Source organism: Cryobacterium glucosi (assembly GCF_004402235.1).
Taxonomy (GTDB): Bacteria; Actinomycetota; Actinomycetes; order Actinomycetales; family Microbacteriaceae; genus Cryobacterium; species Cryobacterium glucosi.
On sequence record NZ_SOFS01000045.1, the window covers coordinates 1 to 19,886 of the forward strand.

22 protein-coding genes are annotated in these 19,886 nt (G+C 68.5%); 11 read left to right on the forward strand and 11 right to left on the reverse strand.

Annotation, left to right across the window (positions count from 1 at the left end; translation table 11 throughout):
* On the forward strand, positions 1 to 566 hold a 566-nt coding region (locus E3O46_RS17295; RefSeq protein WP_134562186.1), incomplete at its 5' end, for a family 1 glycosylhydrolase.
* 55 nt (positions 567 to 621) lie between these two features.
* Here E3O46_RS17295 and E3O46_RS17300 read toward each other — a convergent pair.
* Together E3O46_RS17300 and E3O46_RS17305 are read right to left on the reverse strand one after the other, a co-directional pair.
* Positions 622 to 1,356, reverse strand: a complete 735-nt coding sequence (locus E3O46_RS17300; RefSeq protein ID WP_134449479.1) for an ABC transporter permease — start codon at positions 1,354 to 1,356, stop codon at positions 622 to 624.
* Positions 1,353 to 2,159, reverse strand: coding sequence for an ABC transporter ATP-binding protein (locus E3O46_RS17305; protein ID WP_134449480.1), 807 nt, complete (start codon positions 2,157 to 2,159; stop codon positions 1,353 to 1,355). The genes E3O46_RS17300 and E3O46_RS17305 overlap by 4 nt, the downstream gene beginning before the upstream one ends.
* Before the next feature lie 171 nt (positions 2,160 to 2,330).
* Here E3O46_RS17305 and E3O46_RS17310 point away from each other — a divergent pair, with 171 nt between their 5' ends.
* Both E3O46_RS17310 and E3O46_RS17315 read left to right on the forward strand, forming a co-directional pair.
* Positions 2,331 to 2,897, forward strand: a complete 567-nt coding sequence (locus E3O46_RS17310; protein ID WP_134449481.1) for a LemA family protein — start codon at positions 2,331 to 2,333, stop codon at positions 2,895 to 2,897.
* A 12-nt stretch (positions 2,898 to 2,909) separates the two neighbouring features.
* On the forward strand, positions 2,910 to 3,794 hold the full coding sequence (locus E3O46_RS17315; protein WP_134449482.1) for a M48 family metalloprotease: 885 nt from the start codon (positions 2,910 to 2,912) through the stop codon (positions 3,792 to 3,794).
* Positions 3,795 to 3,803: 9 nt separating this feature from the next.
* On the opposite strand, the gene E3O46_RS17320 is transcribed toward E3O46_RS17315, so the two are convergent.
* The gene (locus E3O46_RS17320; RefSeq protein ID WP_134562188.1) at positions 3,804 to 5,015 is read right to left on the reverse strand and encodes a winged helix-turn-helix domain-containing protein; all 1,212 of its coding nucleotides are present in this window, start codon (positions 5,013 to 5,015) and stop codon (positions 3,804 to 3,806) included.
* Between the two features lie 59 nt (positions 5,016 to 5,074).
* Here E3O46_RS17320 and E3O46_RS17325 point away from each other — a divergent pair, with 59 nt between their 5' ends.
* Both E3O46_RS17325 and ilvA read left to right on the forward strand, forming a co-directional pair.
* Positions 5,075 to 6,418, forward strand: coding sequence for an AI-2E family transporter (locus E3O46_RS17325; protein WP_134449484.1), 1,344 nt, complete (start codon positions 5,075 to 5,077; stop codon positions 6,416 to 6,418).
* Positions 6,415 to 7,650, forward strand: coding sequence for a threonine ammonia-lyase (gene ilvA, locus E3O46_RS17330; protein ID WP_134449485.1), 1,236 nt, complete (start codon positions 6,415 to 6,417; stop codon positions 7,648 to 7,650). The genes E3O46_RS17325 and ilvA overlap by 4 nt, the downstream gene beginning before the upstream one ends.
* A gap of 96 nt (positions 7,651 to 7,746) precedes the next feature.
* On the opposite strand, the gene greA is transcribed toward ilvA, so the two are convergent.
* Both greA and E3O46_RS17340 read right to left on the reverse strand, forming a co-directional pair.
* Positions 7,747 to 8,238 (reverse strand): transcription elongation factor GreA, encoded by a 492-nt coding sequence (gene greA / locus E3O46_RS17335; protein ID WP_134449486.1) that lies wholly within the window; start codon positions 8,236 to 8,238, stop codon positions 7,747 to 7,749.
* Positions 8,239 to 8,382: 144 nt separating this feature from the next.
* Positions 8,383 to 8,814, reverse strand: coding sequence for a DUF4307 domain-containing protein (locus E3O46_RS17340; RefSeq protein ID WP_134449487.1), 432 nt, complete (start codon positions 8,812 to 8,814; stop codon positions 8,383 to 8,385).
* A gap of 69 nt (positions 8,815 to 8,883) precedes the next feature.
* Between E3O46_RS17340 and mca the strand changes: the two genes are divergently transcribed.
* The gene (mca, locus tag E3O46_RS17345; protein WP_174774567.1) at positions 8,884 to 9,747 is read left to right on the forward strand and encodes a mycothiol conjugate amidase Mca; all 864 of its coding nucleotides are present in this window, start codon (positions 8,884 to 8,886) and stop codon (positions 9,745 to 9,747) included.
* Positions 9,744 to 10,046, forward strand: a complete 303-nt coding sequence (locus E3O46_RS17350; protein WP_134562190.1) for a hypothetical protein — start codon at positions 9,744 to 9,746, stop codon at positions 10,044 to 10,046. The genes mca and E3O46_RS17350 overlap by 4 nt, the downstream gene beginning before the upstream one ends.
* On the opposite strand, the gene trhA is transcribed toward E3O46_RS17350, so the two are convergent.
* Positions 10,037 to 10,792: a PAQR family membrane homeostasis protein TrhA gene (trhA, locus tag E3O46_RS17355; RefSeq protein WP_134449489.1), complete on the reverse strand. Its 756-nt coding sequence runs from the start codon at positions 10,790 to 10,792 to the stop codon at positions 10,037 to 10,039. The genes E3O46_RS17350 and trhA overlap by 10 nt on opposite strands.
* Positions 10,793 to 10,860: 68 nt before the next feature.
* On the opposite strand from trhA, the gene E3O46_RS17360 reads away from it, so the two are divergent.
* From E3O46_RS17360 to E3O46_RS17370, 3 genes are all read left to right on the forward strand, one after another.
* The gene (locus tag E3O46_RS17360) at positions 10,861 to 11,646 is read left to right on the forward strand and encodes an isoprenyl transferase (protein WP_134449490.1); all 786 of its coding nucleotides are present in this window, start codon (positions 10,861 to 10,863) and stop codon (positions 11,644 to 11,646) included.
* An 8-nt stretch (positions 11,647 to 11,654) separates the two neighbouring features.
* Positions 11,655 to 12,776 carry an aminotransferase class V-fold PLP-dependent enzyme gene (locus E3O46_RS17365; protein ID WP_134562192.1) on the forward strand — a complete coding sequence of 374 codons (1,122 nt, stop codon included), beginning with the start codon at positions 11,655 to 11,657 and terminating at the stop codon, positions 12,774 to 12,776.
* 246 nt (positions 12,777 to 13,022) lie between these two features.
* Positions 13,023 to 14,321 (forward strand): PhoH family protein, encoded by a 1,299-nt coding sequence (locus E3O46_RS17370; RefSeq protein ID WP_241984953.1) that lies wholly within the window; start codon positions 13,023 to 13,025, stop codon positions 14,319 to 14,321.
* A gap of 80 nt (positions 14,322 to 14,401) precedes the next feature.
* On the opposite strand, the gene E3O46_RS17375 is transcribed toward E3O46_RS17370, so the two are convergent.
* From E3O46_RS17375 to xseA, 5 genes are read right to left on the reverse strand one after another with little or no spacing between them, the layout of a single operon-like run.
* The gene (locus tag E3O46_RS17375) at positions 14,402 to 15,817 is read right to left on the reverse strand and encodes a class II fumarate hydratase (RefSeq protein ID WP_277612986.1); all 1,416 of its coding nucleotides are present in this window, start codon (positions 15,815 to 15,817) and stop codon (positions 14,402 to 14,404) included.
* Positions 15,818 to 15,869: 52 nt separating this feature from the next.
* Positions 15,870 to 16,529: a carbonic anhydrase gene (locus tag E3O46_RS17380; protein ID WP_370294599.1), complete on the reverse strand. Its 660-nt coding sequence runs from the start codon at positions 16,527 to 16,529 to the stop codon at positions 15,870 to 15,872.
* Between the two features lie 23 nt (positions 16,530 to 16,552).
* On the reverse strand, positions 16,553 to 17,215 hold the full coding sequence (locus tag E3O46_RS17385) for a DUF4245 domain-containing protein (protein ID WP_134558101.1): 663 nt from the start codon (positions 17,213 to 17,215) through the stop codon (positions 16,553 to 16,555).
* The gene (locus tag E3O46_RS17390; protein WP_370294584.1) at positions 17,212 to 17,457 is read right to left on the reverse strand and encodes an exodeoxyribonuclease VII small subunit; all 246 of its coding nucleotides are present in this window, start codon (positions 17,455 to 17,457) and stop codon (positions 17,212 to 17,214) included. The genes E3O46_RS17385 and E3O46_RS17390 overlap by 4 nt, the downstream gene beginning before the upstream one ends.
* A 10-nt stretch (positions 17,458 to 17,467) precedes the next feature.
* Positions 17,468 to 18,754: an exodeoxyribonuclease VII large subunit gene (gene xseA, locus E3O46_RS17395; RefSeq protein WP_134562196.1), complete on the reverse strand. Its 1,287-nt coding sequence runs from the start codon at positions 18,752 to 18,754 to the stop codon at positions 17,468 to 17,470.
* Positions 18,755 to 18,843: 89 nt separating this feature from the next.
* On the opposite strand from xseA, the gene E3O46_RS17400 reads away from it, so the two are divergent.
* The gene (locus tag E3O46_RS17400; RefSeq protein ID WP_134449618.1) at positions 18,844 to 19,884 is read left to right on the forward strand and encodes a 4-hydroxy-3-methylbut-2-enyl diphosphate reductase; all 1,041 of its coding nucleotides are present in this window, start codon (positions 18,844 to 18,846) and stop codon (positions 19,882 to 19,884) included.
* Positions 19,885 to 19,886: the final 2 nt, after the last annotated feature.

Consider the following 19,886-nt stretch of genomic DNA (forward strand, 5'->3'; position numbering starts at 1 on the left):
GTCCCGGCTCCCGCGGGCCGGCGAGCCGGGCGGGCGGCCCTGGCGGACCGGGTGCCGCCGGCTCGGGCGTCGGGCCGCGGACCGCCGCGAACGCAGGCAGGGTCGACGAGAACGCGCCCGTGGTCTCCTTCCCGTTCCACGTGCTCCCGTTCCGCGAGTTCACGGTCACGGGGGCGGGACGCGCGATCGCGCCGGACTACCTCGGCGTCGCCCTCACCGAGCTCGCGACCCGGTACGGCGACGCACTCCCGCCGGTGTACCTCACGAGCCTCGGAGCGAGTTTCCCTGACCAGGTCGACAGCCGCGGCGCCGTCGACGACCCGGCCAGGATCGACTACCTCGCCGAACACCTCGTGGCCGCACTCGACGCCGTTGCACCGGGCAAGCCGGCGGCGGGGGTGAGCATGCGCGGGGCCTTTGTCTGGTCGCTGCTCGACGGCTTCGAGTGGACCGCGGGCTACACCCAGCGTTACGGCCTGGTGCGGGTCGACTTCGCAGACCCCGAGCGGAAGCGCACGCCGAAGTCCTCGTACCGCTGGCTCCAGAAGGTGCTCGCCGCCCGCTGACCGGCGTCCGGTTCCCGCCCGTTCCCGCCCGCCGAAATCCGCGGCGGGGGATGGGTCAGGGGGTGCGGCGGCGGAGCGTGATCGAGCCGACGACGACCGCTCCCACGATCCACGCCCCGATGATGAGCAGTTCGCCGCCGATGTACGCGGCGTCCTGCGAATTCGAGGCGACCGCCTGGAGGGCGTCGATCGCGTGCGAGAGCGGAAGCCAGTCGCTGATGATCCGCAGGGCGTCCGGAAGCTGGTCGCGGGGGAGGAAGATACCGCCGAGCAGGATCTGCGGGAACACGAGCGCGGGCATGAACTGCACGACCTGGAACTCGGTGCGGGCGAACGCGCTCGCGAGCAGCCCGAATGTCGTGCCGAGAACCGCGTCGGCGACGGCGACCGCGAGAAGCAACCAGACCGAACCGGCGATCGTGAGGCCGCAGACCCAGACCGCGTACCCGACCGCGACCGCGGACTGCAGCACCGCGAGCAGCCCGAAGGCGAGGGTGTAGCCGAGGATGAAGTCGCCCTTGCCGAGCGGCATCGAGAGCAGCCGTTCCAGCGTCCCGGTGCGGCGTTCCCGCAGGGTCGTGATGCTCGTCACGAGGAACATCACGATGAACGGGAACAGGGCGATCATCGCCGGCCCGATCCTGTCGAACACGGGCGTGTCGGAGAAGATCCACGCCACCAGGCCGATCAGCAGGCTCGGGACGACGAGGAGCAGCACGATCGTGCGGGGGTCGTGCCGGATCTGGGCGAGCACCCGTCCGGCCGTTGCGAGCGTACGGCGCGGGTTCACAGCGCACCATCGAATCCGGTCGACCCGGTCCCGGTCGGCCGGCCTTCGGACGACGGGTCATCGGCTTGCGGGTCTTCTGGCGACGGATGCCGCCGGATCAGGCTCAGGAACGCCGCCTCGACGTCGTCGGTCGCGGTCGACGCGAGCAGCCCGGCCGGGGTGTCGTCTGCGAGGATCTCACCGTCCCGCATCAGGAGCAGCCGGTCGCAGCGGCTCGCTTCGTCCATGACGTGGCTCGACACGAGCAGGCTCGTCCCTCCGGCCGCGAGCCGGTGGAACAGCTCCCAGAGCTCCACCCGGAGGACCGGGTCGAGGCCGACGGTGGGTTCGTCGAGCACGAGCAGCTCGGGGGACCCGAGCAGGGCGCCGGCGAGCGACACCCGGCTGCGCTGGCCGCCGGAGAGCGAACCCGCCAGCTGGCCGGCATATCTTCCCAGGTCGGTCGCGTCGATCACCCGGTCGACATCGCTCGCGGGGGCGCCGAGCACCGACCGGAAGTACCTCAGGTTCTGCCGCACGGTGAGATCGTCGTAGACACTCGCATCCTGCGTGACATAACCGACCCTGTTCCGGAGCGAGACGGAGCCGGCGGGGCGGCCGAGCACGGTGACCTCCCCGGACTGCACGAGCTGGACGCCGACGATCGAGCGCATCAGGGTCGTCTTGCCGCATCCGCTCGGCCCGATCAGGCCCACGACGAGGCCACGGGGCACCGTGAGGCTCAACCCGTGCAGCACCGGATGCCTGCCCCGGCGGGCGAACAGGTCCGTCACGTGGACCGCGGGCGCAGACAGATGGCTCATGCCTTTGATTATTCGCCGGTTCGGCCGGAAAGAACCATGGATCGGGGGTGTTTCTTGGAGTCTGGTGGGAAGCGGATGAGAGTGTCAGGCGGCGTCGTTATGATGGCACCATTGTTCGTATGCCGCCGCGGCCCGCTCGCTCGCACCGCTGAAATACAAGGAGACGCTGCCATGGAATGGCTCATCCCGCTACTCATCGTTGTTGTGCTTGTCGTCATCGTCGGAATCTACTTCTGGGCGACGTACAACTCCCTCGTGACCCTCAAGGTGCGGGTGGACGAAGCGTGGAGCGACATCACGGTGCAGCTCAAGCGGCGTGCCGACCTCATCCCGAACCTCATCGAGACGGTCAAGGGCTACGCGGCGCACGAGAAGGCGGTCTTCGAGAACGTCGCCAAGGCCCGCGCCGAGTCGATCAGTGCGACGACCCCTGCGGATGCCGCGGCCGCCGAGAACCACATGCAGTCCGCCCTGCGCAGCATCTTCGCGGTCGCGGAAGCGTACCCGCAGCTCCAGGCCAGCCAGAACTACCTGCAGCTGCAGGCTGAGCTCGTCGACACCGAGGACAAGATCCAGGCGTCGCGCCGCTTCTACAACGGCGGGGTGCGGGAGCTCAACACGAAGATCCAGGTCTTCCCGAACAACCTGATCGCGAAGAACCTCGGATTCACCCAGCGCGACTTCTTCGAGGTCACCGACTCCGCAGCCATCGCGGAGCCGCCTCGCGTCCAGTTCTAGCGGCAGGCCCAGATGTACAGTGCGATCGCGCGGAACAAGCGCAACACCGTTTTCATCATCATCCTCTTCCTGGGGATCATCGCCGGCCTCGGCTGGATTGCCAACGCCGTCTACGGTCGCGGCGGCTACGGCATCCTGATCCTCACGATCGTCGTCGCCGCGGGTTACGCCCTCGTGCAGTACTTCGCGGCCGGGCGCCAGGCGATCGCGATGAGCGGCGGCATCCGGGTGAACAGCAAGGCGGAGCATCCGCGGCTCTGGAACACCGTCGAGAACCTGTCGATCACGACCGGAACGCCGATGCCGGAGATCTACATCATCAACGACCCCGCGCCGAACGCGTTCGCGACCGGGCGCGACCCGCAGCACGCGATCGTCGCCGCGACGACGGGCCTGCTCGCCATCATGGATGACTCCGAACTCGAGGGCGTGATGGCCCACGAACTCGGGCACGTCCGCAACTACGACATCCGGGTGTCGATGGTCGTGTTCGGCCTCGTCGTCGCGGTCGGCTTCATCTCGGACATGTTCCTGCGGATGGCGTTCTTCGGTCGCAATAACAACAACAACGGCAACCCCGTCGTGATGGTCTTCGGCCTGGTCGCGATGATCGTGGCACCGCTCGTCGCCAGCATGGTGCAGCTCGCCGTCTCCCGGCAGCGCGAATACCTCGCCGATGCCACGAGCGCGCTGACGACGCGGCATCCGGATGCCCTCGCGAGCGCCCTCGCCAAGCTCGAGACCTACGGGCGCCCGATGCAGAAGCAGAACACGTCGATGGCGCACCTGTGGATCGCGAACCCGCTCAAGCCCGGCATGATGGCGAAGCTGTTCAGCACGCACCCGCCGATCGAGGACCGGATCGACCGCCTGCACGCCATGGGCAACAAGTTCTGACGACTGCGCTCAGGCGAGGAGGGCGGCGAGCGCCGGCGCGAGGGTACCCCGCTGCGCGACCGTGATCTCGGTGAGTCCCTGCCAGAGGGCGGTCGCGCGCAGCACCGGCGCGAGGCGTTCTGCGGTGTCGGCCGGGGCATCCGCTTCGGCCCAGGCCGCCTGAACGCGCAGCACGCCTGCCTGCCGGTCGTTCTTGAGGTCGACGCGCCCGACGAGGGTGTCGCCGAGCAGGATCGGCAGCGAGTAGTACCCGAAGACCCGTTTCGGTTCGGGGGTGTAGATCTCGATCCGGTAGTGGAATCCGAACAGGCGGAGAGCCCTGGCCCGGTCCCAGACCACGGGGTCGAACGGCGAGAGCACCGCCGCGGCGTCCAGGGACCGCGGCAGCCGGGCGTCCCGGTGCAGCCAGGCGGCACCGGGCGTGCCACCCGGGCCCCAGCCGGGCACGACGACGGGGATCAGCTCGCTGGCGTCCTCGAGTTCATGGATCGCGACGAGAGTCGCCGGCGTCTTCAGGCGGAAGTAGTCGGCGAAGTCCTTCGCCGTGCCGATGCCGTGCGCCCGCGCCGACCGGCGGACGAGTTCGCGATGTGCATCGTCCCGGTGCACCCGGCGGGCCAGCAGCTCCTGGGAAAGAACCTGTCCAGGCAGCGCGTAGACCCGCTCGAACCGGCTGCGGCCCGCGGTGACGACGTCGCCCCAGCGGAACAGCGTCTCGAGACCGCTCTTGACGTCCGACCAGCCCCACCACGGGCCGCTGCGCTTGTTCGCGTCGTGCTCGATCGCACTCGCCGGCAACGGGCCCTTATCGGCCAGTTCCGCGAGCAGCCAGTCGAGCATCGGCCGGTTGCCCTGCGACCAGCCGCCCGGCGTCCGCGCCGACCGCTCGCGGAAATCGTCCATCCGCCAGGCGAACAGCGGCCAGCTCTCGAGGGGCACGAACGAGGCCTCGTGCGCCCAGTACTCGGTATAGCGGGCCTGCTTGCCGACAGCGAAGGTCAGCCGGTCGAGCTGCGCCTTGTCGTAGCCGCCGAGCCGACTGAACGCCGGCAGGTAATGGCTGCGCTCGAAGACGTTGACCGAGTCGATCTGCAACAGGCCGAGCCGCGTCACCAGGGCGTCCAGCTGGCGGATGCCCGGGGCGGCCGGGACGGGACGCCCGAATCCCTGGGCGGCCAGGGCCACGCGCCTGGCGAGTGCGGGGGAGAGGGACTGGACCATTCCTCGACCCTAGCGAGGACCGGGGACAGTGACTGCCTCCGATTGCCTAGACTGGTCCGATGACGGAATCCGCGGGTAGGCCGGGCTGGAGCGCACTCCTCACCGGGCGGCGCAGACGTGCCGCCCCGATCGGCCGGGAGCCCGGCAGCGGGCCAGGCACGGGAGCTCGCACCGCGGCCGGCGAACGGGCCGGAGCGGCAGCGATCGCCGTCGTCTCTGCTCCGCCGAACGGCGTCGATGAGAACGTCCCGGCGGGAATCCGGCTCGCCGGCGCGTGGTCGTGGCGGCTCCTCGCCGTCTTCGCCGTCATCGCCGTCTTCCTGTTCGTCGTCGTGCAGCTCCGGCTCATCGTCATCCCGCTGCTCATCGCCGTGCTGGTCTCCTCGATCGTGGCGCCCTTCGTCTCCTTTCTCGTGCGGCACCGCTGGCCCAAGGGCCTGGCCATCGCCGTCGCGGTGCTCACCACTCTCCTCGTCCCTGCCGCCCTGATCACGCTCGCGGCGACCCAGCTCGCCGGCGGCCTCTCCGGCCTCAGCGACCGGCTCGCCGGCTCCTACGGCGACCTCAAGGCGTTGCTGCTCGCGTCACCGCTGCACCTCACGGAACCGCAGATCAACGACTACCTGCAGCAGGCGCTTGCGGCGATCCAGGCCGACAGCCAGGTCTTCCTGAGCGGCGCACTCTCGCTCGGCACCTCGCTCGGCCACGGTCTCACCGGGCTGCTGCTCACGCTCTTCAGCCTGCTCTTCCTCCTGATCGACGGCCCCGGAATCTGGGCCTGGATCGTGCGGATCTTCCCGAGGCGGGCACGGGCGGCGATCGACGGCGCCGGGCAGGCCGGCTGGACCACCCTCGGCAATTTCGCGAAGGTGCAGATCCTCGTCGCCTCGATCGACGCCCTCGGCATCGGGCTCGGCGCGTTCCTGCTCGGCGTCCCGCTCGCCATCCCGATCGGTGTCCTGGTCTTCCTCGGTTCCTTCATCCCGATCGTGGGCGCCGTCGCGACCGGCGCCGTCGCCGTCGTGATCGCTCTGCTCTTCAACTCCTGGCCGATCGCGCTCGCCATGCTCGGGGTCGTGCTCCTGGTCCAGCAGGTCGAAGGGCACGTCCTCCAGCCACTCATCATGGGAACGGCGGTCAAGGTGCATCCGCTCGGCGTTGTGCTCGTCGTCGCTGCGGGTTCGTTGCTCGCCGGGATCCCGGGGGCGCTCTTCGCGGTTCCGGTCGCGGCCGTGCTCAATGTCATGATCAACTACATTCAGGGCGGCAGTTGGCGTGCCGACCTCCCTGACGTTCCGCGGGGTACCGGATCGCCGCTGTGGCGGACCGTCCCGCAACGACCCGGCTTCACCAGGACCAGAAGAAATCCGTCCAGCACGACCACTACCGAAGGCACCCCATGACCAACCTGTCCCTCGTCGGGCCGAGCCTCGCCGAGTTCGAAGCCGCCCGCGCCGTGGTCTCCCAGGTCGCCGCCGTGACCCCGATGGAAGGCTCCCGCTACCTGAGCGCGGTCCTCGGCGCCGAGGTGCACCTCAAGTGCGAGAACCTGCAACGCACCGGTTCGTACAAGATCCGTGGAGCGTACAACCGCCTCTCGAAGCTCACCGACGAGGAGAAGGAACACGGCGTCGTGGCGGCCTCGGCCGGGAACCACGCCCAGGGCGTTGCGTTCGCCGCCCGCGAGCTCGGCATCAAGGCCACGATCTTCATGCCCGTCGGCGTCGCCCTGCCCAAGCTCCAGGCCACCAGGGACTATGGCGCGCACGTCATCCTCCGGGGCAGCACGGTCGCCGAGCCGTTGCTTGCCGCCGCGGCGTACGCCGCGGAGACCGGTGCGATCCTGATCCCGCCGTTCGACCACGCGGACGTGATCGCCGGCCAGGGAACGCTGGGCCTCGAGATCCTCGACCAGGTTCCCGACCTGCACACCGTCGTCGTCCCGATCGGCGGCGGCGGACTCATCTCCGGCGTCGCGAGCGCGCTGAAGCAGAAGGCGCTCCTCGACGGTCGCACGATCCGGATCATCGGCGTGCAGGCCGCCAACGCCGCCGCCTACCCGCCATCCATCGAGGCAGGGAAGGCGATCGAGGTGCCGATCCTGCCGACGATCGCCGACGGCATCGCCGTAGCGAAGCCGGGGCTGCTCAACTTCGAGATCATCAGGGACGTGGTCGACGAGATCGTCACCGTCACAGAGGACGACACCGCCCGTGCGCTTCTCGTGCTCCTCGAACGCGCGAAGCTCGTCGTCGAACCGGCCGGCGCCGTCGCGGTCGCAGCCATCCTGGCCGGCAAGGTCACCCCGGATGGCCCCACCGTTGCGATCCTCAGCGGGGGCAATATCGACCCCCTGCTGATGCAGCGTGTCATCAGCCACGGCCTTGCGGCATCCGGTCGGTATCTCACCCTGCGCATCATGCTGCCGGACCGCCCCGGACAGCTCGCCCGCATCTCCGAGCTGCTCGCCGAAGCGCACGCCAATGTCGTCGAGGTCCTGCACACCCGGCACGGCGTCGGACTGCAGATCAGCGAGGTCGAACTCAACGTCAGCGTCGAGACCCGCGGCCCCGACCACCGCCAGCACGTCGTCGACGTACTCACCTCGGCCGGTTACGACCCCCAGATCGACTGAGGGTCGCGTCGCGGGACGACTGTGGCCGTTACGGTCGACTGCGGCCCGTGCACGGGGCGCAGTCGACCGTAACGGCCACAGTTGCCGCGGATGCTGCTAGTCGCCGCCCCAGGTTTCGACGGCGAAGATCTCCACGGCGATTTCCTTGCCGTTCGGGGTGGTGTAGCTCGTCTTCGATCCGACCTTGAGGCCGAGGATCGCGGCGCCGAGCGGGCTCTGCTCGCTGTAGACGTTGAGGTCGCTGTCGCCGGCGATCTCGCGGCTGCCGATCAGGAAGCGCTCCTCGTCACCGGCGATGGTGGCGGTGATCACGGTTCCGGACTCGACAACGCCCTTGCTCTCGGGGGCGTGGCCGACCTCGGCGTTGCGGAGCAGCACGATGAGCGTGCGGATGCGCGCCTCCTGCTTGCCCTGTTCGTCCTTCGCCGCGTGGTACCCCGAGTTCTCCTTGAGGTCGCCCTCTTCACGCGCGGATTCGATCTTCTTCGCGATCTCGATCCGGCCGACGGTGCTCAGGGCCTCCAGCTCGGAGGCGAGGCGGTCGTACGCCTCCTGCGTCAGCCAGGTGACGGTGGTTTCAGTAGTCATGGGTGGGTCTCCTCCTCATGCTCGAGTCATGCGTGTGGTACCGGATGTGCGTGATCGTGCGGTGTTGTGTGCGTGATTCCGGGCGGATCGCAGCAGGAAAACAACGCTCGCCCCGGCGAAGAACGTCGGGGCGAATACGTCAGTCTAGGTCAGCCAGCACCGGTAAATCAATCCGGTGGTGGCGGGCTCGCTCGTCAGTAGCTGCTCCGTGAACGTACGTGAATACTGGTCACTCGGCGGCAGGTCGATCACCTTCCACCCTACGACCGCGAAGCTCTGGTTGAGCGCCTCGACCGCGCAACTCGCCGGTGACCCCACCGGAATCGAGGCCTCGAAGGTCACCGTCACGTTCCGGTCGTCCTGGACGACGTTGCGGATGTCCCTGGTTTCGAGCAGGGGCTGGGAGGCGCCGAGCCCGACCCAGACGACCCAGCCCACCAGCACGACGGCGAAGGCCCCGGCGGTGATCCACAGGGACCGACGGTCGCGCAGGCGCCGGTTCGGGGCGCGACCGTACCGGGAATCCAGGGTGCCCTCGCTGCGGGTACCGCTGTCGACGTTCCTGCTGCCGGTCACTCAGACTCCACACTCACGGTTCAACGATTAGTCTTGTCCCTAGGTTATCCGCCATTTCTGAGGAGTCCGATGACACTGCGCCTCCTGGCCGTTCACGCCCATCCCGACGACGAGTCGAGCAAGGGGGCTGCGAGCTATGCGTACTACCGGAGCCGCGGCGCCGAGGTCATGGTCGTGAGCTGCACGGGCGGAGAGGGCGGCAGCATCCTCAACGACGCCCTCGCAGACACGGCGATGGCCGAGCGAGACATGGCCGGCCTGCGCCGACGGGAGATGCGCCAGGCGCAGCAGGCCCTCGGCATCGAACACCGGTGGCTCGGCTACCAGGATTCCGGCATGAACGAAGACGGTTCGGTCCCGCCGAATTCCTTCTCGACCATCGACCTCGAGTTCTCCGCGGAACCGCTCGTGCGGATCATCCGCGAATTCCGCCCCCAGGTCCTGATCACGTACGACGAGAACGGCGGATACCCGCACCCGGACCACATCCGCTGCCACGAGGTCTCGATGGCCGCGTATCGCGCCGCCGCGGACCCCACCCGGTACCCGGGTGACGGGGAACCATGGCAGATCGACAAGCTCTACTACGATCGCATCTTCAACCTCGAACGCATTGATGCCCTCTTCCTGCTGCTGAGCGTCAAGGAACCGGAGTCCCCGCTGCTCGAGCCGCTCGGGGAGGCCCGCGACTGGATGAAGAACTACCCGGCCCTGGCGACGACCCACGTTCCGGTCGGCGACTTCCTGGACGCGAGGGACGCGGCGCTGCGAGCCCACGCGAGCCAGGTTTCCCCCACGAGCAGCTTCTTCTTCTGGCCGAACGACCTCATCCGTGAGGCGTGGCCGTACGAGGACTTCCAGCTCGTCGAATCGAAAGTTGAAACGGTCATGCCTGAATCAGATCTGTTCGCCGGTATCCGGGACGAGGCATGAGCGCCGTCCTGCTCCCGCACCTCGTCGACGCGGTGACGGGCTTCATGCTCGCCAACACGCCGCCGCCCGAATTCAACCCCGACACCGTCACGCCGGGGCCCGCCGGCTTCCTGGCGATCCTCTTCGTCGTGGTCGCCGTCGTGCTGCTCGGCTTCGATCTGGTCCGCCGCATCCGCCGCACGACGTATCGCGCGGAGATCGCCGAGCGCCTGCAGGCGGAACTCGCTGCCCGCGTCGAGGCGGAGACGCACCCGGGTGAGGCATCCACCCCGCGGGAGACCCAGCAGCCTCAGGGGTAGAGCGGATGCGTGGCGATGATCAGGATCGCCGCCCAGTGGCAGAGGAACGCGACAACGGTCAGGCTGTGGAAGATCTCGTGGAACCCGAAGACCCCGGGAAACGGGTTGGGCTTCTTGAGCGCGTAGATGACAGCGCCGACCGAGTAGCACAGGCCGCCGATCATGATGAGGGTCATCATCGCGGCGTTCGCCTGGAAGAAGTCGACGATGAACATCAGTGAGCCCCAGCCGAGAAGCAGGTACAACGGCACGTAGAGCCAGCGCGGTGCGGTGATCCAGAACACCCGGAAGGCGATGCCGAGAAGTGCGCCGCCCCAGACGAGGGAGAGCAGGAGCACGGACTTCGACGGCGGTAGCGCGAGCACCGTGATCGGCGTGTAGGAACCGGCGATCAGCAGGAAGATGTTGGCGTGGTCGATGCGCTTGAAGACGAGCTTCGTGCGCGGCTTCCAGTTGATGCGGTGGTACAGCGCCGAGTTACCGAACAGGAGCAGGGAGCTGATCACGAAGACGAGGCAGCTCCACTTCGCCGCGGGTCCCTCTGCGAGGGACAGAAGCACGATCCCCGCGACGATCGTGACCGGGAAGGTGCCCGCGTGGATCCAGCCGCGCCAGGTGGGCTTGAGATCCTCCGGCCGGGGCACCTCCGACTCGAGCAGCGGCAGCTGCGGGATGAACTCGTCGTCGGGCGCCTTCAGCGGCTGTCGTGCGGTTGCGTCGTCCCCGGTGCTGCTCTCTGCGGCCATGCAGCCAGAATACGACAGCGAACATGCCGGAAGAAGCACGGGCTGCCCGAGTGGGCTAGCGTAAATACGTGCAGAAGAGGCAGGTCCCCTTGGCGCGCGACATCCTCTACCGGTTGTACGAGCGCCGCCTTCGTCGCGGGCTGACGCCGGAGAACCTGCCACGCCACGTCGCGATGATCATCGACGGCAACCGCCGCTGGGCCCGGCAGCTCGGGCTCGAGTCCGCCGCACACGGCCACCGTGCCGGCGCGGCGAAGATGCGGGAGTTCCTGAGCTGGTGCGACGACCTCGGCATCTCGGTGGTCACGCTCTACCTGCTCTCCTCGGACAACCTCACCAACCGCCCGAGCGAGGAACTCTCCGAGCTCACCAAGATCATCGCCAAGCTCGCCGAAGAGCTCTCGCGCCAGCGCAACTGGCGGGTCCAGCAGGTCGGCACGAAGAAGGGCCTGCCCGCGCCGCTCATCGCGGCGCTCTGCGACGCCGAGACCCGCACCGCGGGCAAGAAGGGCATGCACATCAATCTCGCGGTCGGCTACGGCGGACGCACCGAGATCACCGACGCCATGCGCAGCATCGTCGCCGCGCACCTCGAGAACGGGCACACCCTCGCGGACCTTGCCGAGACGCTTACTCCCGAACTCATCGGCCAGCACCTCTACACCGGTGGCCAGCCCGACCCCGACCTCGTGATCCGCACCTCCGGTGAGCAGCGGATCAGCGATTTCATGCTCTGGCAGAGCGCCCACAGCGAGTTCTACTTCGTCGAGGCGCTCGGACCCGACCTCCGCCAGGTCGACTTCCTGCGCGCCCTGCGCGACTTCGCCAAACGCCAGCGCCGCTTCGGAAGCTAGGAGACCGGATGACCGAGATCGATGCCTATGCCGCGGGGTTCGTCGAGGAGCCCGGTTACCTCGACTACGGCCGCGTCGGACCGCTCTCGGCGACGGTGGTGGCCGAGAGCCTCGGCCAGACCGAGATCCTGTCCCGGGCCCGCTTCGGCAGCCTCGACCACCTCTTCCAGCAGGACGAGCGGATGCGCGAGGCCGTCTCCGCCGTGACCGGTTTCCGGGCCGACCAGGTCGTCTGCGAGCCGAACACGACGACCGGCATCATGCAGGCCATGTTCGGCCTGACCGGGGGCGTGCTGCTCTCGCCCGGCGATTTCCCCACCGTCCCCTTTGCTGCCGTGCGCGCGGCTGAGGCCCTGCGCGTCGTGACCCCGATCTGGCTGGGGACCGAGCACGGCAGGGTGACCCCGGGCGAGATCCGCGAGCAGCTCACGCCGGCGACGGTCGCCGTCGCGGTCTGCCTCGTCGACTCGCGGACCGGATTCCGGGTGGACCTCGACGGCATCCGCCAGGTGATCGGCGACCGTCTGTTGATCGTTGACGCGATCCAGGGCTTCGGTGTCACCGACGCAGCCTATGAGATGGCGGATGTCGTCGCATCCGGTGGCCAGAAATGGGTGCGCTCGGGCTGGGGCACCGGTTTCCTGGCGCTGAGCGACCGTGCGGTCGAACGACTCGTTCCGGTGTTCTCGGGCTTCGCGGGAACGGACGTTGCTGAGCCGTGGGACGAGGTGCTGCCGCCGAGCCACAGCGCCCGCGCATTCCGGGTCAGCAATGGAGACGCGATCGCGCAGGCGCGGTTCTCCGCGGCTCTCGAAGAGATTGCCGTGACGGGCATTCATAACATCGAGGCCGCGGTCGCGGACAACGTGTCGCAACTGATCGACCTCGCCGACGAGTACGCGGTACCCGTGGTGTCGCCGAGGGATGAACGCGAGCGGGCCGGGATCCTCGTGCTCGAGCCCCCTCCCGCCCAGCTCAACACGCTCACGATCGCCCTGCACAACCACGGGATCACCGCAACGACCCGCGACGGCCGGGTGCGACTCAGCGCCCACGCCGTGCTCAGCGTCGACACCGTGGACATGCTGCGCGGGGCATTCACGTCGTATGCGACGGCGGCCATTTACTGAGTCCCAGATGCCGCGCCCATTAACGTCTGGTGACAATGTGTGTGTCGCACTTCCGATATTCACCGAGTGTAAGTAGCGTCATCCCCATCAGGTACGGCGCCTGATCGAGACGGCCACATAAGTACGGCTCGAGAACCCCCGTGGCCAGCTCGCCAACACAATCCGCGCCTTTCGAGGCACGGGGTGGGAGTGGTTGTGACCGCTAATCAGACCGACTATCAGGGTTCGAACCAGACGGCTTCCGACATCAAGCAAACCGAGCGCACCTTCGTGCTGGACACCTCGGTCCTCCTGTCGGATCCCAAGGCGATCTTCCGGTTCGCCGAGCATGCCATCGTGCTGCCGGTCGTCGTGATCGCCGAACTCGAATCCAAGCGCAACGACCCGGAGATCGGGTACTTCGCCCGCCAGGCCCTCCGGCTCCTGGACGAATTGCGTGTCAAGCATGAACGCCTCGACTTCCCGATCCCGGTCGGAGAGGGTGGCAGCCTGCGTGTCGAGCTGAACCACTCCAACATGTCGGTGCTCCCCTCGGGCCTGCAACTCGGCGACAACGATTCGAGGATCCTCGCGGTCGCGATGAACCTCGCCAACGACGGCCTCGCCGTCACGGTCGTCTCCAAGGACCTGCCATTGCGGGTCAAGGCGGCATCGATCGGCCTGCTCGCGGATGAGTACCGACACGAGCTCGCGGTCGATTCCGGCTGGACGGGGATGGACGAGATCACTCTCGGGTCGAACCAGATCAGCGAACTCTACGACAACGAGGTGCTCAACACCCGTCTGGTGCAGGACATGCCGATCAACACCGGCCTCGTGGTCCATTCTGACCGCGGCTCGGCGCTCGGCCGGGTCACCGGTAAGGGCGAAATGCGGCTCGTGCGCGGCGACCGGGACCTGTTCGGACTCAAGGGCCGGTCGGCCGAGCAGCGCCTGGCGATCGACCTGCTGCTCGACCCTGAGATCGGGATCCTCTCCCTGGGAGGGCGAGCGGGGACGGGGAAGTCGGCGCTCGCGCTCTGTGCGGGACTCGAAGCCGTCCTGGAACGCCAGCAGCATCGCAAGATCATGGTGTTCCGCCCGCTCTACGCGGTCGGCGGCCAGGAACTCGGCTATCTGCCCGGTGACGCGAGTGAGAAGATGAGCCCGTGGGCCCAGGCGGTCTTCGACACCCTCGGCGCGCTCGTGTCCGAGAACGTGCTCGAAGAGGTCCTCGAGCGGGGGATCCTCGAGGTCCTGCCGCTCACCCACATCCGGGGCCGTTCGCTGCACGACGCGTTCGTGATCGTCGACGAGGCGCAGTCGCTCGAGCGCAACGTGCTGCTCACCGTGCTCAGTCGCATCGGGCAGAACTCGCGGGTGGTCCTCACCCACGACGTCGCCCAGCGGGACAATCTCCGGGTCGGCCGCTTCGACGGCGTCGCATCCGTGATCGAGACGCTCAAGGGGCATCCGTTGTTCGCCCACATGACGCTTACCCGCTCGGAGCGCAGCGCGATCGCCGCGCTCGTCACCGAGATGCTCGAGGGCAACGACCCGAACTGACCCCGCGATCCGGCGAAGGTGCCCTTTCCGGTCGAGAGTGACCCGCGGAAAGGGCGCCCTCGACCGGAAAGGTACCGGGGCTAGGCGGTGCGCGCGGGGGGACGCGTCATGCTGAGCAGGTCCAGGGCCGTGTCGAGCTGGGCCAGGGTGACTTCGCCGCGTTCCACGAAACCGAGGTCGATGACGGCCTGGCGCACGGGGACGCCGTTCGCGACCGCGTGCTTGGCGACCTTCGCCGCGGCCTCGTAGCCGATCACCCGGTTGAGCGGCGTCACGATGGCGGGGGAGGAGCCGGCCAGGGCCTTCGCCCGGTCGAGGTTGGCCTCGAGCCCGTCGATGGTCTTGTCGGCGAGCACCCGTGTCGCGTTCGAGAGCAGGCGGATCGACTCGAGCAGCGCGGTGCCCATCACGGGGATGGCCACGTTGAGCTCGAAGGAGCCAGACGCGCCCGACCAGGCCACGGTCGCGTCGTTGCCGATCACGCGGGAGCAGACCATCAGCACGGCCTCGGGGATGACCGGGTTGACCTTGCCGGGCATGATCGAGGAGCCGGGCTGAAGATCGGGGATCTGCAGCTCGCCGAAGCCGGTGTTGGGGCCGGAGCCCATCCAGCGCAGGTCGTTGCAGATCTTGGTGAGGCTGACCGCGATGGTGCGCAGGGCACCGGATGCGTCGACGAGGCCGTCGCGGTTGGCCTGCGCTTCGAAGTGGTCGCGCGCTTCCGTCACGGGAAGCTCGGTCTCGGCGACCAGGAGCTCGATCACGAGCTGGGGGAAGCCGGCGGGGGTGTTGATGCCGGTGCCCACTGCAGTGCCGCCCAGGGGCACCTCGGCGACGCGGGGGAGGGCGCTGCGGATGCGCTCGATGCCGAGCCGCATCTGGCGGGCGTAGCCGCCGAACTCCTGGCCGAGGGTGACCGGGGTCGCGTCCATCAGGTGGGTACGGCCGGCCTTGACGGCATCGGCCCAGAGCACCGACTTGGCCTCGAGGGCGACGGCGAGGTGGTCGAGCCCGGGGATGAGGTCGTCGATGAGCGCGCTCGTGACGGCGAGGTGCACCGACGTGGGGAAGACGTCGTTCGAGGACTGTGAGGCGTTGACGTGGTCGTTCGGGTGCACCGGGCGGCCGAGGGTGCGGGTGGCGAGGGTCGCGAGCACCTCGTTCATGTTCATGTTCGAGGAGGTGCCGCTGCCGGTCTGGTAGACGTCGATCGGGAACTGGTCGTCGTAGAGACCGGTGATGACCTCGTCTGCTGCTCCGGCGATCGCCTCGGCGATGTCGCCGTCGAGCACCCCGAGCTGCGCGTTCGCGAGGGCGGCGGATTTCTTGATGCGGGCGAGGGCCGAGATCTGCGCGGGTTCGAGGACGGAGCCGGAGATCGGGAAGTTCTCAACGGCCCGCTGGGTCTGGGCGCCGTAGAGGGCGTCGACGGGAACCTGCACCTCGCCCATCGTGTCGTGTTCGATTCGGTAGCCGGCATCTGCGGTTTTTTGCACCACTGTGTGTAAGACCTTTCGATTGGGAGACGGTACTGCCCGGGCTGTGGGATCAGACGTTGCCGACGACGACGTCGGGAACGGCCCGGCCTTCGAGCAGTCGGTAATTGGCGCCGACGATAGCCAATGTACCCGCTGCGACGGCGTCGCTGATCAACTCGGACTGTTCCAGGAGCTCGGTCACGGTGTCGCGCAGGTGTTCCCTGCCGACCATGAGTGCATCGATGCTCCCGGGTTCGGTCAGCGTCGCATCCGTCGCCGCGACCACCCGGTGCACGGCGGGCACGATCTTCTCAATGATCCGGCCGATGTGCACGGGCAGGGGAGCCGCCCCGGGCGCCTGCGCGTCAACGGCGGCCTGGACCGCGCCGCAGCCGTCGTGGCCGAGCACGAGGATGAGCGGGACCTTGAGCACGGCGACCGCGTACTCGAGGGAGCCGAGCACGGAATCGGAGATGACCTGCCCGGCGTTCCGCACGACGAAAAGGTCGCCGAGGCCCATGTCGAAGATGATCTCGGCGGCGAGACGCGAGTCGCTGCACCCGAAGAGGGCCGCGGCCGGGGTCTGCGCGGTCGCGAGCTCGGTGCGCCGGTCGACGTCCTGGCGCGGATGCTGCGGCTCGCCGTCCACGAATCGCTGGTTGCCGCGCTGCAGCCGGCTCCACACCGCTGCCGGGCCCACGGCGTCGCCCGGGGCCGCAGCCTGGCTGATGAGCACGTCTTTGCCCTGTCCGGTCACTGGGTCACCGCCTGTCCGTTGGCACTGATCTGGGCGGCGATCGCGGTCGCGACCGCCGCGAATTCGTCTTCGTCTGCCGTTCCGACGAGCAGGTAGCTGCTCGTCCCTGCGCTCGTCACGAGGGCGTATTCGAAGTTGCCGCGGTCCTTCTCGGCCGCCGGGTTCCGGTAGACGTCCCAGGTGACTCCTGCGAGGGTGAGCGTCTGGGCTGCGGGGGCGTCGTTCAACTGCTGCCCGATCCAGGTCGGATTCGCGCCGAGGGCCTGGGTGAGGCCGATGAACTCGTTGCGGGGGGTCAGCAGGCCGATGTACCAGGACGGGATCTTGTCTGTGCCGCCGAGACGCCACTGGGCGGCATTCGCCCGCCAGCCATCCGGGAGCTCAGGGACCACAAGCGGCTCGTCGATCCCGACCTGCACCTGGCTCGCGACGGCGGCGAAATCGACGGTGCGGTCGACGGGCCCGTCGCTGCGCGGGACGAGGAGGACGAGAACGAAGACCGCACCGAGGGTGGCGAGGAGGGACAGGACCAGGTTGTTGACGGTCTTGCGCGACCGGTAGTTCCGCGAGTTCGTCGCGAGGCGGTCCGCCGTCTCCTGGGCGGTCTCAGGCCTGCCGAGCTCGGCGACGACCCGGGGCGGGCGCTTCGTGGTGGTCATTCGGTGCCGGGGCCGGTCGAGGGGGAGGCGGAGTCCAGTTGGCGCGCGCGAGCGGCGTCGAGGCGGGCCTTGGCTCCGATCAGCCATTCCTCACAGCGGCTCGCGAGTTCCTCGCCGCGTTCCCACAGGGCGAGGGACTCTTCGAGGGTCGAAGAGCCCTGTTCGAGGGCGCTCACGACCCGTACGAGTTCGTCCCTGGCCTGCTCGTAGCTCAGGGTGGAGATGTCGGCGGGAGCGGTCATGGCGTCCATTCTATTGAGTCCTGGCTGTCGTTTTCGGCCCGGTGGCCGGGTCAGCTGCAGGGTCCGTGGCCGGGTCTGCGGCCGACTCGGCGGACGGGCCCGCTGTGGCCGCGAGGGTTCCCGCGCCGAGCGTGATCCTGAGCCGGGTACCGTCCGGAGCATCGGCGGCGGCACGCAGCACGTGGCCCTCGCGCACCTGCACGATCGCGTAACCGCGATCGAGGGTGCCCTGCGGGGACAGCGTGCGGAGCCTCGAGCGGAGCTCCGTGACGACGCCGGCGGATGCCTCGACGACGCGTTCCACTAGCTCCGTTCCCCGGGCGACGTACCGGGTGAGGTCCTCGGCACGGGAATCGACGATCCAGGCCGTGCTGCTGAGCACGGGGCGTGACCGGAGCTGGCCGATCCGGTCGACCTCGGCGGCGAGGATTCCGGTCAGCCGGGTGCTCAACCGGGCCCTGGCCTGCTGGACGCGGTTGAGTTCGTCCGAGACGTCGGGAACGACCCGCTTGGCGGCATCCGTCGGGGTGGAGGCCCGGAGGTCGGCGACCTCGTCGAGCAGGGGCCGGTCGGCCTCGTGGCCGATCGCACTGACCAGGGGGGTGGCGCAGGCCGCCGCGGCGCGGAGCACGCGTTCGTCGCTGAAGCCGAGCAGGTTCTGGAAGTCGCCGCCGCCGCGGGCGACGATGATGACGTCGACGTCGGGGTCGGCATCGAGGCGCTGGATCGCGGCGACGACCTCGGCCACCGAGCGGTCGCCCTGCATGGCCGCGTACGCGAGGTGGAAATCGACGGCGGGCCAGCGCAGCTGGGCGTTGCGGATGACGTCCTTCTCGGCGTCGGAGTCCTTGCCGGTGACGAGGCCGATGCAGTGCGGCAGGAACGGGAGCGGTTTCTTGCGGGAGGTGGCGAAGAGGCCTTCGGCCGCGAGCTGCTTGCGGAGACGCTCGAGGCGTTCGAGCATGTCGCCGAGGCCGACGTGGCGCAGGTCGAAGACCTGCATGGTGAGTGTGCCGCCCTTGACCCAGTAATTCGGTTTGACCAGTGCGATGACGCGGTCGCCCTGCTTGAACTCGTCGCTCAGCCGGGCCTTGACGGACGACCACACGGTGAAGCCGACGGTGGCGTCCTCGCTGAGGTCTTTGAGCTTGCCGTACACGTTGCCGCCACTGACGCCCCACTGGGTGATCTCACCCTCGACCCAGGCTGTGCCGAGCCGCTCGATGTAGCCGCGGATCTTGTTCGCCAGCAGGGCGACGGGCCACGGGGCCTCGAGGGTGGGTGGTGCATCGGTCATGAATCGTTCCTCCCACGGCCTGTCCAGCCACGCACCCATAGAATGAGCCGGTGACTATCAGCTCGGATTCAAGCGTTATCGGCCTCGGCATGCCCCGGATTCCCCGGGCACGCAACGTCCTCAAGGATACCCCGGTGGATGGGCCGAAACGGGTGCTGCTCGCTGCCCCGCGCGGCTACTGCGCGGGTGTCGACCGGGCCGTCATCGCGGTCGAGAAGGCGCTCGAGCTGTACGGAGCGCCCGTCTACGTGCGCAAGCAGATCGTGCACAACGTGCACGTCGTCTCCGAACTCGAGAAGCAGGGCGCCATCTTCGTCGACGAGGTCGATGAGGTGCCCCGCGGCTCGCACCTCGTCTTCAGCGCCCATGGAGTGTCGCCGGCCGTCGTCAGCGCGGCCGCTGCGCGGGGGCTGCGCGCGATCGACGCGACCTGCCCGCTCGTCACCAAGGTGCACCGCGAGGCCGTGCGCTTCGCCCGCGATGATTTCGAGATCCTGCTGATCGGCCACGAAGGACATGAAGAGGTCGAGGGCACGGCAGGGGAGGCCCCGGAGCACACGACCCTCGTGGGCAGCCCGGACGAGGCCGACACGATCGTGGTGCGCAACCCGGAGAAGGTCGTCTGGCTGTCGCAGACCACCCTCAGCGTCGACGAGACCATGGAGACCGTGAGCCGGCTGCGCGCCCGGTTCCCGCTGCTGCAGGATCCGCCGAGCGATGACATCTGCTACGCCACCCAGAACCGGCAGGTGGCGATCAAGAAGATCGCCGAGGCCTCCGACCTCGTGCTCGTCGTCGGTTCGGCGAACTCGTCCAATTCGGTGCGCCTCGTCGAGGTCGCCCTCGAATACGGCGCCCGCGCCGCCTACCGGGTCGACTTCGCGAGCGAGGTCAAGCAGGAGTGGCTCGACGGCGTCGCGACCGTCGGAGTGACGAGCGGGGCGTCCGTGCCCGAGGAACTCGTGACCGAACTCCTGCGCGACCTCGCCGGCGCCGGCTTCGGTGACGTGCAGGAAGTGAAGACCGCCGAGGAGGACCTGCTGTTCTCGCTCCCGAAGGAACTGCGCAAGGACCTCGCGGGCAACAACGACGCACGGGCCCTCGGCGGGCGAGTGACCCGGGTCGAGTAGCG

Bases quoted from the DNA above. Each gene is read 5' to 3' on its own strand.
- E3O46_RS17305 (WP_134449480.1), bottom strand. From the start codon at position 2,159: ATGAGCCATCTGTCTGCGCCCGCGGTCCACGTGACGGACCTGTTCGCC.
- E3O46_RS17310 (WP_134449481.1), top strand. From the start codon at position 2,331: ATGGAATGGCTCATCCCGCTACTCATCGTTGTTGTGCTTGTCGTCATC.
- E3O46_RS17315 (WP_134449482.1), top strand. From the start codon at position 2,910: ATGTACAGTGCGATCGCGCGGAACAAGCGCAACACCGTTTTCATCATC.
- E3O46_RS17320 (WP_134562188.1), bottom strand. From the start codon at position 5,015: ATGGTCCAGTCCCTCTCCCCCGCACTCGCCAGGCGCGTGGCCCTGGCC.
- E3O46_RS17325 (WP_134449484.1), top strand. From the start codon at position 5,075: ATGACGGAATCCGCGGGTAGGCCGGGCTGGAGCGCACTCCTCACCGGG.
- ilvA (WP_134449485.1), top strand. From the start codon at position 6,415: ATGACCAACCTGTCCCTCGTCGGGCCGAGCCTCGCCGAGTTCGAAGCC.
- greA (WP_134449486.1), bottom strand. From the start codon at position 8,238: ATGACTACTGAAACCACCGTCACCTGGCTGACGCAGGAGGCGTACGAC.
- mca (WP_174774567.1), top strand. From the start codon at position 8,884: ATGACACTGCGCCTCCTGGCCGTTCACGCCCATCCCGACGACGAGTCG.
- E3O46_RS17350 (WP_134562190.1), top strand. From the start codon at position 9,744: ATGAGCGCCGTCCTGCTCCCGCACCTCGTCGACGCGGTGACGGGCTTC.
- trhA (WP_134449489.1), bottom strand. From the start codon at position 10,792: ATGGCCGCAGAGAGCAGCACCGGGGACGACGCAACCGCACGACAGCCG.
- E3O46_RS17365 (WP_134562192.1), top strand. From the start codon at position 11,655: ATGACCGAGATCGATGCCTATGCCGCGGGGTTCGTCGAGGAGCCCGGT.
- E3O46_RS17385 (WP_134558101.1), bottom strand. From the start codon at position 17,215: ATGACCACCACGAAGCGCCCGCCCCGGGTCGTCGCCGAGCTCGGCAGG.
- E3O46_RS17390 (WP_370294584.1), bottom strand. From the start codon at position 17,457: ATGACCGCTCCCGCCGACATCTCCACCCTGAGCTACGAGCAGGCCAGG.
- xseA (WP_134562196.1), bottom strand. From the start codon at position 18,754: ATGACCGATGCACCACCCACCCTCGAGGCCCCGTGGCCCGTCGCCCTG.
- E3O46_RS17400 (WP_134449618.1), top strand. From the start codon at position 18,844: ATGCCCCGGATTCCCCGGGCACGCAACGTCCTCAAGGATACCCCGGTG.